This is a genomic window from Kitasatospora sp. NA04385 (assembly GCF_013364235.1).
GTDB lineage: Bacteria > Actinomycetota > Actinomycetes > Streptomycetales > Streptomycetaceae > Kitasatospora.
The window spans coordinates 466684-480547 of sequence record NZ_CP054919.1 but is presented as its reverse complement, the minus strand read 5'-3'; the positions used below and the strand labels follow the sequence as shown (position 1 = coordinate 480547).

Below are 13864 nucleotides of genomic sequence, written 5' to 3'. Positions count from 1 at the left end.
TTTCGTACCGGTGGCGGCATGCTCGGGCGATCCGGGGGCAGACGGCGGACGTATTGATATGAAGGTATGAAGGAGGACAAATCGTGGTTCCGCTTCTGCTGGTCCTGCTCCTCGCTCTGCTCCTGTTCGGCGCCGGTTTCGCGGTGAAGATCCTGTGGTGGGTCGCGGTCATCGTGCTCGTGCTGTGGCTGGTGGGCTTCATCGCCCGCGGCACCAACGCGAGCGGCGGCCGCGGACGTTGGTACCGCTGGTAGCGGATGCCGCAGTACCGACGACGCCGACGGCGGAGGCCCACAGCCTCCGCCGTCGGCGTACGTGCGCGTCGCGCGGGCGGAGCACGGCGGGCGGGGGCGGGCTCACCGGGAGGGGGCGCTCACCAGGAGGGGGCGCGGGGGCGGGTGTCGTCCAGGAGCGGCGGCGAGAGCGGCTGCCACTCGATCATCATGATGGTCGCGTCGTCGGTGAGCCCCTCGTCCTGGTGCTCCAGGATCGCGTGCATCAGCCGGCGCAGGGTCTCCGGGGCGGTCTCGCCCGCACCCGCGGCCCGGATCACGAAGTCGGTGAACCGGGCCAGGCCGAAGAACTCGTGGTGGGAACCCTTCGCGTCCACCACCCCGTCGGTGTAGATCAGCAGCCGGTCGCCCGGTTCGAGCGAGAAGGTCCGCACCGTCCGCGGGGCGCCGGTGTAGTGGCTCAGCCCCAGCGGCAGTTCGCCGGGGCCCTCCAGCGCGCCCGGGACCACCTCGCCGGAACGGATCAGCAGGGGGTGCGGGTGCCCGCAGTTCGCCCAGTGCAGGGTGCCGGTGGCGATGTCCAGGCGCAGGAACACGCCGGTGGCGAAGCGGTCGGGGAACCAGGTGTGCAGCGCCTCGTCGATCGTGTCGACCAGGTCCGGCAGGTCGGCGCCGTTGCGGCGCGCGTTGCGGCAGGCGCCCAGCGCCAGCGCGGCGGTCAGGCCGGACGCCAGGTCGTGGCCCATCGCGTCCAGCACGGCGGCGTGCAGCATCCCGTCGGCCAGCGAGTGCTCGAACGCGTCCCCGCCCAGCCGGTAGGCCGGCTCCAGGACGGCGGTGGAGATCGCCCGGTCGGTGCAGACGGTGCGCGGCGGCAGGAAGGCCCGGAGCAGCTCCGAGGCCAGGCTCATGGTGTCCGCCCGGGTGCCGTGCGCGTAGCTGTCGCTGGTGTCCCGCTTGGAGGTGATCACCATGGCGAGCACCGAGGCCAGCAGCCGGCAGCGCCGCACCGCCTCGCGGTCCAGGGACGTCGTGCGCAGCCCCAGCACGCCCAGCCGCTCGGCGCCGTCGGTCAGCGGGAACCAGGCGACCAGGCCCGCGTCGGCGTCCTCGGCCACCCGCATCGTCCCGGTCCGGAACGCCCAGCCCGCCAGCGTGCCGTCGATCGGCAGGTCCGGCCCGCTCGCGAGGGCGACCAGGCGGTGCTGCTGGATGTCGGCCAGGTACACGGCGGCCGAGCCCAGGCCCAGCGCCCGGGCGTACTGCTCGGCGAAGCGCGGCGCGTCCCCCGGGTCGAGGGTGCGGCCCGCGGTCAGGAACCGTTCCAGCAGCTGTTCGCCGAGGTTCAGCGGCGGTGTCTCGTCAGGCATCTCTCAAGCCGATCGCGGATACCGCGCCCGCGCAGCCCCGGCCCGCTGTTCCGGGCACCGGGATGCGCCGGACGGGGGACCGCCCGCCGTCTCGCGGCACTCGACCGGACGGGGCGCGGGGACGGACGCCGTGACGGACGCCGTGACGGGCGCGGGCGCCGGGCGGGTGGCGGGTTCGGCGTGACGGCCCAGCCGCAGGTCGCGTTCGAGCTCCTCGATGCGGGCCGCGACCTCCGACGGGTCCGGGCGGACGGGGGCGGCGGTGGGACGCCCGCGGTCCAGCGCCACCGTCCCGACCAGGCCGTGCAGCAGCAGGACGGGCAGCGCCACCGGCCACAGCGCGCCCGCGCACAGGGCGAACGCCTCGGTCTGCTGCCGCTCCTGCCGCTCGAAGGTGCCGACCCGCCGCTCGTCGGCCACCGCCCGCGCACCGCCCGCCCGCAGGAACCGCTCCCGTTCCCGCCGGAAGACCGTCCGGGCCGTCAGCAGCCCGCCGAGCGCGTAGCCCGCCACCATCCCCAGACACAGCAGCACCACCGCTGACCGCCTCCCTGATCGCCGAAAGCCTCCGGATGCGTCGCCGGACACGTCGCACGTATGCCCGGCATTCCGGCGCGCAACGGACCGACCGCGGCAAAAGCCGCCCGGGCGTCCGGACGGCTGGATGATCGATGCGAAGGGTTCGTGGTCGTAGGCGGTCAGCGAGCACATGACGGGTCGGCCACAGCAGGCAAACGCCCCATTCGGCCGGCTCGTGTTCGAAGGCGCGGCCGTAGGAGTACCGGTCGGCGGTCAGGGTCTGTCCCGGGCGGGTCCGGACGCGAACATCCGGCCCCGACCCGCTGGAGCCCCGTCCGTCGTCGTTCAGACGGTGAGCAGGGTGGGGCCGGCGGCCTTGTCGGTGGGCAGGAAGTCGTCGGGGACGGGGTACTGGCCCAGGACGTAGTGGACGTTGTAGGTCGCGAAGAGGTAGGTCTGCGCGGCCGCGTTGAACGCCTTGGCGTGCGCCTGGTGCTGCGCGGTGGTCTTGCTGATGAACGCGGCCACCGTCTTGTTGCCGTCCTTGCGCGGGTGGGGACGGGGCAGCCTCTTACGAGGCCGTCCGCGCGAACTGTTCGTTGCTCGCCCCGACGCAGGTGTACTGGATCAGTCGGGCGCTGTTGGCGGTCGAAGCGCCGTCCACGTTCAGGCACTTGCCGCTGTGGCGTGCGATCAGGCGGTAGTACCCGCTGCCGACGTCCTCCAGTTTCCACTGCTCATTGGTGGCGCCGACGCAGTCCCACTGGATGATGGGCGCATTGTTGGCGGTGGACGCGCCGGAGACGTTGAGGCAGCGGCCGCTGTGCTGGGCGATGACCCTGACGTAGCCGGAGCCCGCGTCCTCCACGCGCCACTGCTGGTTGAGAGCGCCGATGCAGGTCCACTGGTCGGCCTGGATGCCGTTGGCGGAGTTGTTCTCGGGGACGGTGAGGCACTTGCCGCTGTGCCGTGCGGTGAACGTGTAGTACGGGCCGCCGCCGACGCCCTCGACCGAACCGGTGGCCGTGTCGATGGCGACCTGCGGGTACCACGACATGGTCATCGTGGTGGACGTGGGAAAGCGGAGCGGGAGCCAGACGTACGGGGACGCGTTGACCGCCATGCCGTGGGCCGGCCCCCAGCGGTCGCCGAGGTAGAGGTACGACGTGGTGGAAGTGCCCTGGACTTCCTGGACGTAGGTGGTTTGCGAGTCGTAGGCGATGTTGTCGCCGACGGGCTTCAAGTCCGTCCAGGGGCCGGTGACGCTGGGGGCGGTGGCGTACATCTGCTGGTTCGGGTACCAGCCGCTGGTGGTGGAGGAGAGCATGAAGTAGACGTCGCCCCGCTTGAACACGGCCGGTGCCTCGCGGTACTGGCCCGGCCAGGGGTTCGCCACCTTGCTCTGGACCGTCAGGTAGTCGGCGGACAGCCTGTAGAACTGCAGGTCGGCGTTCTCGTTCGCGGCCGAGATCAAGTAAGCGGTGCCGTCGGCATCCTTGTACAGGGTCATGTCACGCGACATGTAGTCGAGCGGCCGGAAGGAGCCCTGCCAGCTGTAGTCGCCGTCGACGGTGTCGGAGACCGCGACGGCCGCGCGGGCCTGGGAGTAGTCCTGGCCGTTCTCCTTGTGGACCCACAGGACGTACTTGCCGGTGGTGCTGTTGTAGATGACCTTCGGCCGTTCGAGGACCGCGCTTTGCAGCTCGGGGGCGCTCTGCTGGCCGAGGACGTGGTTGCGGAACTCCCAAGTCTTCAGGTCGGTCGATCGGTAGGCGTTGACGTACTTGAACGTATTGTCGGCATTCAGCTCGGCGCCGAAGAAGTAGTAGTACTGCCCGACCTTGATCAGCCCACCCCCGTGCGCATGAAGCGGGCTGCCGTCGGTGGTGGTGAACTGGGTGCCGTTGGTCACGTTGACCGCGGCGGCCTGAGCCGATCCCGTGCCGATGAGGGTGGGCAGGAAGCTGAGGAGGAGGGCTGTGACGAGCAGCCAGATCCGGCGCATCGAATGTTTCCTTCGACGATGGGGGCGGGAGCGCTGAGTGGGGACGGGTGGCTTCCCGCGTCGTGGTGGACGGGAACAACTGCCGGGGAGGCCCGCTGGGGTGCTGAAGACTGATCGTGCAGTGCCCGGCAAAGCCCGTCAATATTATTTCCATAATTAATTCCGTTACGTATGGTGATGGTCATCGGGGCGCGCACCTGCCGCAGAGTCCACGGCCGACCGGCGGGGTTGATCAACCGGGGCTGCGGCGGGCATGGGAGTTGCTAAGCCCAGGCGGTTCGTGGCCGTAGGCGCAGCGGCCCGGCCGCCCTGTCCTCGTCGGACGCCCCGCAGCGGTGCACTGGTGCCGGCTGACCACGATCGCTACGCTCGGTCATCATCGCTTGGGGGCCGAAGCGTCGGGCGCGGCGCCGAACTCGACGGACCGACTTCGATCCGGCAACCCTGGAGCGGGAGCGCCTCGGTCGCGCCGGCCGCCACCCGGGTGCAGCCGCCCCCGGCTCCCCCGTCGGTCAGGAACCGGACGCCGAAGCCCTGCCCGCCGCCGCGGGAGCGGGGGCGGGCAGGGCGGTTTCGCTGTCGGCCGGGACGTCGTCGGCCGGGGTGCCGACCTACTGCGGCAGTGTCCAGCGCTGGTTGGGGTTGGCGGTGCAGGTCCAGACGATCAACGGCGTGCCGTCGGCGCTGCCGCCGCCCGAGGCGTCCAGGCACAGGCCCGCGTTGGTGTTCTTCACCGTGCGGTCCGACCGGTAGGTCCAATCCTGCGAGGTGGAACCGTTGCAGGCGGCGAGCTGGACGCGGGTGCCGGGGGCGGTACCGGAGCCCTGCACGTCCACGCACTTGCCGTCGGTGCGCAGGGTGCCGTCGCCGACCACCGTCCAGGTCTGCCCCGCGGCGCCGTCGCACGTCCGCAGTTGCAGCGGGGTCCCGTCGGCGCTGCTGCCGCCGGTGAGTTCGGCGCACTTGCCGCCGATGCCGGTGACGGTGCCGACCGGGGGGGTCGGCAGCGTCCACAGCTGGTTGGGGTTGGCGGTGCAGGTCCAGACGATCAGCGGCGTGGTGTTCGCGCTGCCGCCGCCGGAGGCGTCCAGGCACAGGTTGGACTTGGTGTTCTTCAGGGTGTTGTTCGCCTGCTGGACCCACTTCTGGGCGGTCGTGCCGTTGCAGCTGGAGAGTTCGACGGCCGTCCCGGCGGTGGTGGCGCCGTTGCGGACGTTCATGCACTTGCCGCGGGCGCGCAGGGTGCCGTCGCCGACGAGCTGCCAGGTCTGGGCGGCCGTCTGGTTGCAGGTCCACAGCTGCAGGGCCGTGCCGTCGGCGCTGTTGCCCCCGGCGACGTCGGCGCACTTGCCGCCGATGCCGGTGACCGCTCCGGTGGGGGCCGAGGCGGGCAGCGAGGCGGCGATCGCCGAGGCCACGGCGTACGCGTCGCCGGTCGGCGTCGTCGGGTAGGTGTTCGTCGACTTCGCCCAGGCGTCCTCGATGGCGAAGAAGTCCACCGGCACCGGCGCGCTGTTGGTGGCCAGCGCGGTGTCCAGGGACTTCAGGTACGCCGACCACGCCTTGGCGTGGACGTCCGCCACCAGACCGGACCAGTCCCGGGTCGCGTAGTCGTGCAGGCCGTTGGCCTCGGAGACGTTCTGCCCGCCCCAGGTGGTCAGCAGTGACCGCGCGTCGTACTGCAGTTGGTCGCGCTCGGCCGGCGTGGCGCCGAAGGAGACGGCCTGCGCGATCCACGGGCCGACCATGAACCGGGCGTCGGTTCCGGTGAGCTTGTCGAGGTCGGCCTCGTCCTTGTTCCATTCGGCGGCCAGGGCGCGGAACGTGGTCAGGTCCCCCGCGCGGTAGGCGTCGCCGATCAGCGGCAGCAGGTCCCGGCTGCGGTTGGCCAGCGCCTGGCGGGCGGTGTCCACCAGGTCGTACCGGTAGGCGTCGCCGGAGCGCAGCGCCGGGTCCACCTTCAGCAGGGCGTTGAGGGCCTCGCGGACGGTGGCGGGGTCGTAGCGCATCCAGGAGGGCGTCCCGGAGCCGGCCAGCACGGTCAGCGACGGCCTGGCGGTGAACAGGTCGTCCTGGGGCGCGCCCTGGACGGTCCCGACGACCGGCATGCTGTACGGGCCCTGCCGCAGCAGGTTCCAGGCCGCGGCGGCGTTGGGGTCGGAGCCGCCGTACCGCGCGGTCGCGTAGGCGGCGTACCAGGCGCTCTGGTCGATCGGGTCCGCCGACCAGCCGAGATCGCCGAAGAACGCCAGGTCGGCGGGGTTGGTGCCGGTGGCCTCGGGCAGGTAGGCGATGCCCTTCAGCGCGCTGCCGGGCTTGGTGCGCCACTGCTGGAACTCCGTGGCCCAGTACGCCGTGCTGCCGCCCATGGAGTCCCGCCCGCCGAAGCCGGTGATGGTTCCGAAGGCGTAGGGCGTCCCGCCCCAGTTGTTCTCGCGGTTCAAGCCGGTTCCGGCGTCGGACTGGCTGTCGAGGACGAGCATCTTCGTCTTGTCCACCCCGGCGAGCACCGCCTGGCTGGGGTTGGAGCTCCAGGCCAGGATGGCCCAGGTCGCATCGGGGTGCGCCGCCAGCAGGGCCTGCTGGACGGCGGTCGCGGAGGCGGTGACGTTGACGTTGCCGGCGGTGCCGCCCTCGTGCAGCGGGTCCATCTTGTACATCGTGCTGTCGCCGAAGGCCGCGTGCTGCGCGGCGTAGAAGGCCGCGGCCACCTTGGGGAACACCGGGCCGGTCGGGTCCAGCCAGGAGTCCCGGGTGAAGCCGGACCACCCGCCCTGGGCGACCACGTTCGCCCCGGGGTTGCGGGTGGCGAAGTCGGTCGGGACGGTGCCGTAGTAGCCGGGCAGCACCGGCGTCATGCCCAGGGACCGGAGCTGGTCGCAGACCTGCTTGCCGATCGTCGCGCGGGCCGTGATGAGCTGGGTGCTGACCGGGCCGCCGAAGCCGGACAGGTTCTGCAGCAGCCACCACGGCTGGTGCGCCGGAGCGGGGATCCAGCTCTGCAGGTCGGAAGCGGAGTAGCCGAACTGCTGCAGCGCGTCGAAGTAGGGCTTCTCCGCTCCGACGGTCACGAAGACCTCGTTGAAGCCGTGCAGCGCGAGCACGTCGATCTCGTGCTGGTAGTCCGCGAACGAGCGGTAGGCGCCGGAGTACCCGTTGTCCGTGTCGTTGAGCGCGTAACGGTGCGGGACGACCGCCGAGTTCGTGAAGGCCGCGGTGACGGCCGGGAGGGTCGCGGGGAGCTTGGCGGTGCTGTCGCCCGGGAGACCGATGTCGGCGTGCGCGACGTTGCGCAGGTACCAGCCGACGCCGGCCAGCAGGGTGGCCGGGGACGTGCCCCGGACGGTGATCGCGCCGGTCCGGCCGGAGACCGTGTACGAGTCGACGCCGGGCGTGGCCCGGCTCGCGGCGACCAGGGTGATCTGCGACGCCTGGCCCGGCAGCAGCCGGCCCAGGCTCGCCGCCGCGGCGCCGGTGTCGAAGGCCGCCGGGGTCTGTTCGAGCGGGGCGGCGGCCTGCGCGAGCGGGGTGGTGGCGACCAGCCCGCCCGTGGCGCTGGCCAGGGACAGGAGTACGACGCCGATTCTCCGGCGAAGGGTTGTTCTCATGACGCCTCCGTGACAGTTCGGATGGGGCGAGATGGGAGGGGCGCGACGCGATGGCCACGGGGGTGCGAAAGCGAGGCGGCGGTGACGGAACTCCCGGGCCGGGCGGACCGTCTGAGCCGGTGGAGCGGGCACGCCGGAAGGGGCCCTTGCGGATTGACGGGGGTGTGCAAGAGCCCGAGCCATTAGTAATGAACCGTTAGATAGTCCAAGTGTGTCGGGCCGCTGTCAAGACCCGGTACCGTGATGCGGGCCGTCAGCATCCGTGCCCCGACCCGCCGGAATGGAGTGCGCGAAACCCATGTCGTCCGACCTCGCCGCAACCGGCCCCCACGTCCTGCGGCAGATGAACACCGCGGCCGTCCTGAACGCGCTGCGCGAAGCCGACGACCCGACTCCGCGCGTCTCCGACCTCGTCTCCGCGACCGGCCTGTCCCGCCCCGCCGTGACGCGGGCGCTCAACACCCTGGCCGAGCGCTCGGTGGCGGAGTACCTCGGCGCCGAGTCCGCGCAGATCGGCCGGCCGGCCGTCCGGGTCCGCTTCCGCGCGGACGTGGGGCACGTGGCCGGCATCGACATCGGACCGCGCACGATGGCCCTGGCCATCACCGACCTGGCCGGAACGGTCCGCGCGCAGCGCCGCTTCGCGACACCCCGGGACCCGACGGGCGCGAAACTGGTACGGGTGCTGCGCACCGCGCTCGGCGAAGCCGCCGCGGAGGCGGACATCCCGCCGACCGGCCTGTGGGCCGTCGGCGTGGGAACGCCGGGCATCGTCGACCACGACCGGGGCGAGGTCGTCCTGGCCCCGAGCATCCCGGGCTGGACCGGGCTGCCGATGCTGGCCGGCCTCCGCTCCTGGCTGGGCTGCCCGGTCGTGATCGACAACGACGTCAACCTGGCGGTGCGCGCGGAACAGTGGCGCGGCGAGACCAGCCCCAACCTCCTGTACGTGCACTGGGGCGAGCGCGTCGGCTCAGGCCTGGTCATCGACGGCAAGCCGTACCGGGGTGCCTCCTCGGCGGCCGGCGAGCTGGGCTTCCTCGACCTGGTCACCCCCGTCGACGACCCGCCGCCGGGGATCAGCGACGGCCTCGGACCGTTCGAGCGGTTGGCCGGGGCCGGTGAGATCCGGCGGCTGGCGCTCCAGGGCTGCGGCAGCGCGTTGCGCCACCGGCTGACGGCGGACGAGGATCTCAGACCGCTGTTCGACGCGGCCCGCGCCGGTGACCCGTCGGCTCTGGAGGTCGTCGACCGGGTCGCCACCCGCTTCGCCCGGGGGCTGGCCGCCTACCTGCTGCTGTTCGACCCCGGCCAGGTCGTCATCGGCGGCGGCCTGGCCCGCGCCGGGGACGTGCTGGTCGACGCCGTGCGCCGGCACCTGGAACCGCTGCTGCTCGCGCCGTGCGAGCTGCGGATGTCGAACCTGGGGGAGAACGCGGTGGTCCTGGGCGCGGTGCGGATGGCGCTGGACAGCGCCGAGGCGCGGCTCGCCGGGATGCTCTGAGCGGACCCGCCCGACCCCCGGCCTCCTCGACGCGCAGGGCGTGTTCGGCGAGGACCGGGGGAGAGGTGCGGGTCCCGGGGGGCGGGGCCGGAGCACCGGCGCGATCCTCAACCTCGGACTCGCCCACACCGGCACCACCCGGCAGATCCGGGCCACCCCCCGACGGCGGTGACCCGGATCAGACCAAGATCTTCATCAGCCTTCCAGGGCCTGGCGCACGGGCTCGGTCAGCGTTCGAACGGCTCGTCCGGCTCGTGCCGGGGGGCGGTCCGCCCCGGCCCCTCGCCCTCCGGGGTGCGCCAGGAGTCGGCCCCCTGCCCGGTCGGGCCCGGCCCGCCCGGGGCGCGGCGGCGGTTCCACCGACGGCTGCCCCAGAAGAACGCCCCGATCAGCAGCACGGCGATGATCAGCGCCGGAATGATGACCACCAGGAGGGACGGGCCGCTCGACTCCGCTGCCAGTACCGCGTCGACCGTCATGACCTGCTCCTTCTGCTCGGACGGGCCCGTTCCGACGGACCCGTGACCCCGAGCGCCTACCCGGTCGATTCGGGATGAACGCCGAAAAGCCCCGGATATCACCTCCGGGAATCCCGGGACGCCGGTGCGGCGCGCCCCCGCCGGCTCAGGACGCCCGCCCGAGGTTCCGGCGCGGGCGGGCGGCGGCCTTCAGCGCGTACTGCAACTGGTCGCGGGTCATGGTGGACCGGTGCGGGATGCCGAGCGCGGCGGCCCGCCGGTAGAGCTCGGCCTTGCTGAGCGAGCCGAGGTCCTCCACGGCCGCGGCGGGCTCCGCCGGCTTCACGGCCTTCACCGGCTTCACGGCCTTCACCGACTTCACAGCCTGCGCGGCGGGCTTCGGGGCCGCCCTCACCGCCTTCGCCGCCGGGGCCGCCTTCGCCCGGCCGCCGCCCCGCCCGCGGCCTGCCGCCGCGCCGCCCTTCGCCCGGGCCTGCTCCAGGCTGCGGCGCAGCACGTCCACCAGGTCGGTGAGGTCGGTGGGTTCGGGTTCCGCCCCGGCGGACAGCGGGATCTCCCGGCCCTCGGCCTTCGCCTCGACGAGCGCCCGGACCCGTTCCTCGTGGGTGTCGCGGTAGTCGTCCGGGTCCCAGTCGACGGCGAGCATGTCGATCAGCTGCTCGGCGGTGGCGAGTTCGGTCCGGTTGAAGTCCTTGCGCCGGGAGGGCAGGTCGGGCACCTCCTGCTGCGGGTCGCGCAGCTCGTCGGACCAGTGCAGGGTGCGCAGTTCGAGCAGTCCACCGGTGGAGTCGACCGCGGTCAGGTACTCCCGGCCGCGCATCGAGAACACGGCGATCCCGGCCCGGCCGGAGTGCGCGAGCGCCTCGACCAGCAGCTGGTAGACCCGGGTGGTCGCCGGATCGGCCGGGCCCAGGTAGTACGTCCTGTCGAAGAGGACCGGGTCGATCTCCGCGAGGTCGGCGAAGCCGCCGATCTCGATGGTCCGGGACCGCCCGGGGGCCAGCTCCTCCAGCTCGGCGGGCTCCACGACGACGTACCGGCCCTCGGCGAGCTCGTAGCCCTTGACCACGTCCTCGAAGGGCACCTCCTCGCCGGTGCGCTCGTTCACCCGCCGCTGCCGCACCCGGTCGGTGGTGCCGCGCTGCAACTGGTGGAAGCGCACCGCGTGCGACTCGGTCGCCGGGTACAGCGCCACGGGCAGGCTCACCAGCCCGAACGTCAGCGTTCCCTTCCACACCGGCCTGGCCATGGTGCCCACCTTCCTCCAGTGGACGCGCACCGCCGGTGCCGCGGCCCGTGACCGTCCGCGTCCTGCCCGCGCGGCTGCCCGGTCCGGCCCGCGCCCACACCAGGGTCCGGCCGCGAGCCCCGGTCCGCACCCGCTGGTGGCCCGGGACGACGGTACGGCGGGACGGCGGGACGGCGGCACGACGCAGTGCGCCGGGCCCGACGTACGGGCCCGGCGCGCTGCCGGCTCGATCCGCTCCGGTCCGGGGAGCGGGGACGCGGGGGAGCGGGGGTCAGAACCGGCGCCAGCGCGCCGAGGCGAACGAGAACACGCCGTACAGGACCAGCCCGGCGGCGACCACGACCAGCAGCCACGGGCCCGCCGCGCTGCTCGCGAGGGAGCGCAGGGTGTCGTCCATGCCCCGGGCCCGGTCGGGGTCGAACCGGACGGCCGCCGTCACCACGAACACCCCGGCGGCGGCGTACACGGCGCCGCGGGCCACGTTGCCGGAGATGCCCGTCCCGGTCACCGCGGTCCGGGTGCGCGGGTGCATCGTCCCGGTCTCCAGCTTGCGCAGGAAGCGCCGCTGGAGGGCGCGCACGGCGATCGCCGTGCCGATCCCCGCCAGCACCAGGCCGGCCGCGCCCACCAGCCAGCGGCCGCCGGGCCAGCCCAGCGTGGTGGCCGTCCAGTCCTTGGAGGTGGAGTCGCTGTCCGACCCGCCGCCGGAACCCGCCGCGTACGCGGCCGTCCCCCACGCCACGAAACCGTAGAACACGGCCCGGCCGGCCGACAGCACCCGGGAACCGGTCTTCTTCTGCCCGGCCTCGCCGAACACCGCCGTCGAGGCCCGCCACAGGGCCATCCCGACGAATCCGGCCGCCAGCACCCACAGCAGCACCGCGCCGAACGGCCGCACCGCGATCTGGTGCAGCGCCCCCTGCCGGTCGGCGTCCTCCCCGCCCGACCCGAAGGCGATCTGCAGGGCCAGCACCCCGACCAGGGCGTAGACCACGCCCCGGGCCACGAAGCCCGACCGGCCGGCGACCCTGGTCGCCCGGCCCAGCCCGGCGCCGTCACGCGTGTCCGAGTCCATCGACGTCCTCCTCGCTCGTTCCTTGCCGACACTCACTGCCGGTACTCACTGCCGGTACTCACTGCGGGTGCTCCGGGCCGGCTCAGTCGAGGGCCCGGCTGCGGGTGACGAGGTTGCCGATGACGACGTAGACCACGGCCGGGATGCCGTAGTCGAGGAGGACCTGCGCGGTGTGGTTGGACACCGTGAACAGGCCGCGGGACCAGCCGGAGAGCCAGTCGGCGGCGGTGTGGAACCAGTGGACGAGGCCGTTGCCCTGGTTGGCGTCGAAGAGGTCCAGCAGGATCCAGACCACCAGGATCGCGGCGAGCGCGTGGGCCAGTACCGATATGACCGAAGTTGTCCGTCTCATGGCTGCCGCCTTGCCCATCTCGAAGTCCTGAAACCCGTTGTGGTGAAAGGGAGTTGACCGAATTCTCCGGACCGGCCCGGCGGGGCCGGGCGCACCGGTCAGAGGAAGTGCCGGATCGGCGCGGTGGCCGCCTCCAGGGCGCGCCGGGCCGGGCCGCGGCGGTGCCAGCGGTCAGGGGTGACGACCTCGCTGCGCGCCAGGTCCTCGTCGAAGTGCCGGTCCAGGGTGGCGGTGAACTCCTCGTCCACCACGGCCAGCACCACCTCCTCGTCGTGGTCGAGCGAGCGGCGGTTGAAGTTCGCCGACCCCACCACCGCGGCCGTCCCGTCGACGGTGAGCACCTTGGCGTGCATCATCGTCGGCTCGTACCGCCAGACCGTGACCCCCGAGGCGGTCAGCCGCCCGAAGTGGCGCTCGCCCGCCAGCTGGCACACCCGCTTGTCGGTGTGCCGCCCCGGCACCAGCAGGTCGACGGCCACGCCCCGGCGGCCCGCGGCGCACAGCAGCCCGACGAAGTAGTCGTCCGGCGCGAAGTACGCCGTGGCCAGGCGCAGCCGCCGCTCGGCCGAGGAGATCACCACCCGCATCAGGGTCTGCAGGTCCTGCCAGCCGACCGCCGCCGAACCCCGGACCACCTGGACCACCGAGCCGCCCGGCTGCTCGTGCTCCTCGAACCGGTCCGCCGCGTCGTACAGCGTGCCGGGCGCGCACTCGGCCCAGTTCTGCGCGAAGGCCGCCGCGATGCCGTCCACGGCGGGCCCGGTCACCCGCACGTGGGTGTCGCGCCACTCGCCCGGGTGCCGGGCGTCGCCGCACCACTCCTCGGCGATGCCCACGCCGCCGGTGAACGCCGTCCGCCCGTCCACCACCAGCACCTTGCGGTGGCAGCGGTGGTTCTGCTTGAACGGCGACAGCCGCACCGGCCGGCGGAACCAGGAGATCCGGACGCCGGCCGCCTCCATCAGGTCGATCAGCTCCGGCTCGATCAGCCGGCTGCCGAACCCGTCCAGCAGCAGCCGCACCCGCACGCCCTCCGCCGCCTTCCGAGCCAGCGCCCGGGCGAAGGTCCGGGCGATCTCCCCGCGCCAGTAGACGAACGTCATCAGGTCGACCGTCCGCCGCGCCCCGTCGACGGCCTCCAGCATGGCGGGGAAGATCTCGTCGCCGTTGCGCAGCGGCGTCAGCAGGTTCCCCTCGGTCGCGGCGATGCCGAGCAGCCCCTCCAGTCGGCGGCGCAGCAGCCGGCCGCCCTCCGACGGCCCGGCTGCCGCAGCGGGCACGGCTATCGGCGCGGGCGCGGGCGCGGCGGCGGCCGGGGCGGGATCGGGCGCGGTCTCGGTGGTCATGGGTCGCTCCGTCCGGGGCGGGTGGCTGTGGCGGGCGCTCGGTTACCCGCTGCGCCGCGATCGACGCCTGCCGACCGGCGGCAATCGCGGTGCAGTCGATCACGCAGGGATGAAAACGCCGCTC

At 73.0% G+C, this 13864-nt stretch carries 12 protein-coding genes; 2 read left to right on the top strand and 10 right to left on the bottom strand.

All coding sequences use genetic code 11. The annotated features are described in order from the left end of the window. The first annotated feature begins 83 nt into the window (after positions 1-83). Complete coding sequence (locus HUT16_RS02100) at positions 84-254, top strand: hydrophobic protein (protein WP_176184879.1); 171 nt, start codon at positions 84-86, stop codon at positions 252-254. Positions 255-373: 119 nt separating this feature from the next. On the opposite strand, the gene HUT16_RS02095 is transcribed toward HUT16_RS02100, so the two are convergent. The 5 genes from HUT16_RS02095 to HUT16_RS02075 all read right to left on the bottom strand — a co-directional run bounded on the left by HUT16_RS02095 (position 374) and on the right by HUT16_RS02075 (position 7735). Then, entirely contained in the window at positions 374-1603 is a 1230-nt protein-coding gene (locus HUT16_RS02095) for a PP2C family protein-serine/threonine phosphatase (RefSeq protein WP_176184877.1), read from the bottom strand. A 3-nt stretch (positions 1604-1606) separates the two neighbouring features. Next, the gene (locus HUT16_RS02090; RefSeq protein WP_176184875.1) at positions 1607-2140 is read right to left on the bottom strand and encodes a hypothetical protein; all 534 of its coding nucleotides are present in this window, start codon (positions 2138-2140) and stop codon (positions 1607-1609) included. Between the two features lie 327 nt (positions 2141-2467). Next, complete coding sequence (locus tag HUT16_RS37320) at positions 2468-2650, bottom strand: hypothetical protein (protein ID WP_217712012.1); 183 nt, start codon at positions 2648-2650, stop codon at positions 2468-2470. Positions 2651-2693: 43 nt separating this feature from the next. Further along, entirely contained in the window at positions 2694-4127 is a 1434-nt protein-coding gene (locus tag HUT16_RS02080) for an RICIN domain-containing protein (RefSeq protein WP_176184873.1), read from the bottom strand. A gap of 611 nt (positions 4128-4738) precedes the next feature. Continuing rightward, positions 4739-7735: an alpha-N-acetylglucosaminidase gene (locus HUT16_RS02075; RefSeq protein WP_176184871.1), complete on the bottom strand. Its 2997-nt coding sequence runs from the start codon at positions 7733-7735 to the stop codon at positions 4739-4741. 298 nt (positions 7736-8033) lie between these two features. On the opposite strand from HUT16_RS02075, the gene HUT16_RS02070 reads away from it, so the two are divergent. Next, positions 8034-9239, top strand: a complete 1206-nt coding sequence (locus HUT16_RS02070; protein WP_176184869.1) for an ROK family transcriptional regulator — start codon at positions 8034-8036, stop codon at positions 9237-9239. Between the two features lie 227 nt (positions 9240-9466). Here the strand turns inward: HUT16_RS02070 and HUT16_RS02065 are convergent, their stop codons facing one another. The 5 genes from HUT16_RS02065 to HUT16_RS02045 all read right to left on the bottom strand — a co-directional run bounded on the left by HUT16_RS02065 (position 9467) and on the right by HUT16_RS02045 (position 13740). Further along, positions 9467-9718 (bottom strand): DUF6479 family protein, encoded by a 252-nt coding sequence (locus tag HUT16_RS02065; RefSeq protein WP_176184867.1) that lies wholly within the window; start codon positions 9716-9718, stop codon positions 9467-9469. Positions 9719-9863: 145 nt separating this feature from the next. Beyond that, positions 9864-10967, bottom strand: coding sequence for a Ku protein (locus tag HUT16_RS02060; protein ID WP_176184865.1), 1104 nt, complete (start codon positions 10965-10967; stop codon positions 9864-9866). Positions 10968-11238: 271 nt separating this feature from the next. Beyond that, positions 11239-12042: a DUF1206 domain-containing protein gene (locus HUT16_RS02055; protein ID WP_176184863.1), complete on the bottom strand. Its 804-nt coding sequence runs from the start codon at positions 12040-12042 to the stop codon at positions 11239-11241. Positions 12043-12124: 82 nt separating this feature from the next. Next, the gene (locus HUT16_RS02050) at positions 12125-12394 is read right to left on the bottom strand and encodes a hypothetical protein (protein ID WP_176184861.1); all 270 of its coding nucleotides are present in this window, start codon (positions 12392-12394) and stop codon (positions 12125-12127) included. 98 nt (positions 12395-12492) lie between these two features. Then, complete coding sequence (locus tag HUT16_RS02045; RefSeq protein ID WP_176184859.1) at positions 12493-13740, bottom strand: phosphatidylserine/phosphatidylglycerophosphate/cardiolipin synthase family protein; 1248 nt, start codon at positions 13738-13740, stop codon at positions 12493-12495. Between the last annotated feature and the right edge of the window lie 124 nt (positions 13741-13864).

What these genes read in the sequence shown, in the direction of transcription:
- HUT16_RS02055 (WP_176184863.1), bottom strand. Translation starts at nt 12,042, where the DNA reads ATGGACTCGGACACGCGTGACGGCGCCGGGCTGGGCCGGGCGACCAGG.
- HUT16_RS02065 (WP_176184867.1), bottom strand. Translation starts at nt 9,718, where the DNA reads ATGACGGTCGACGCGGTACTGGCAGCGGAGTCGAGCGGCCCGTCCCTC.
- HUT16_RS02050 (WP_176184861.1), bottom strand. Translation starts at nt 12,394, where the DNA reads ATGAGACGGACAACTTCGGTCATATCGGTACTGGCCCACGCGCTCGCC.
- HUT16_RS02075 (WP_176184871.1), bottom strand. Translation starts at nt 7,735, where the DNA reads ATGAGAACAACCCTTCGCCGGAGAATCGGCGTCGTACTCCTGTCCCTG.
- HUT16_RS02070 (WP_176184869.1), top strand. Translation starts at nt 8,034, where the DNA reads ATGTCGTCCGACCTCGCCGCAACCGGCCCCCACGTCCTGCGGCAGATG.
- HUT16_RS02060 (WP_176184865.1), bottom strand. Translation starts at nt 10,967, where the DNA reads ATGGCCAGGCCGGTGTGGAAGGGAACGCTGACGTTCGGGCTGGTGAGC.
- HUT16_RS02080 (WP_176184873.1), bottom strand. Translation starts at nt 4,127, where the DNA reads ATGCGCCGGATCTGGCTGCTCGTCACAGCCCTCCTCCTCAGCTTCCTG.
- HUT16_RS02095 (WP_176184877.1), bottom strand. Translation starts at nt 1,603, where the DNA reads ATGCCTGACGAGACACCGCCGCTGAACCTCGGCGAACAGCTGCTGGAA.
- HUT16_RS02045 (WP_176184859.1), bottom strand. Translation starts at nt 13,740, where the DNA reads ATGACCACCGAGACCGCGCCCGATCCCGCCCCGGCCGCCGCCGCGCCC.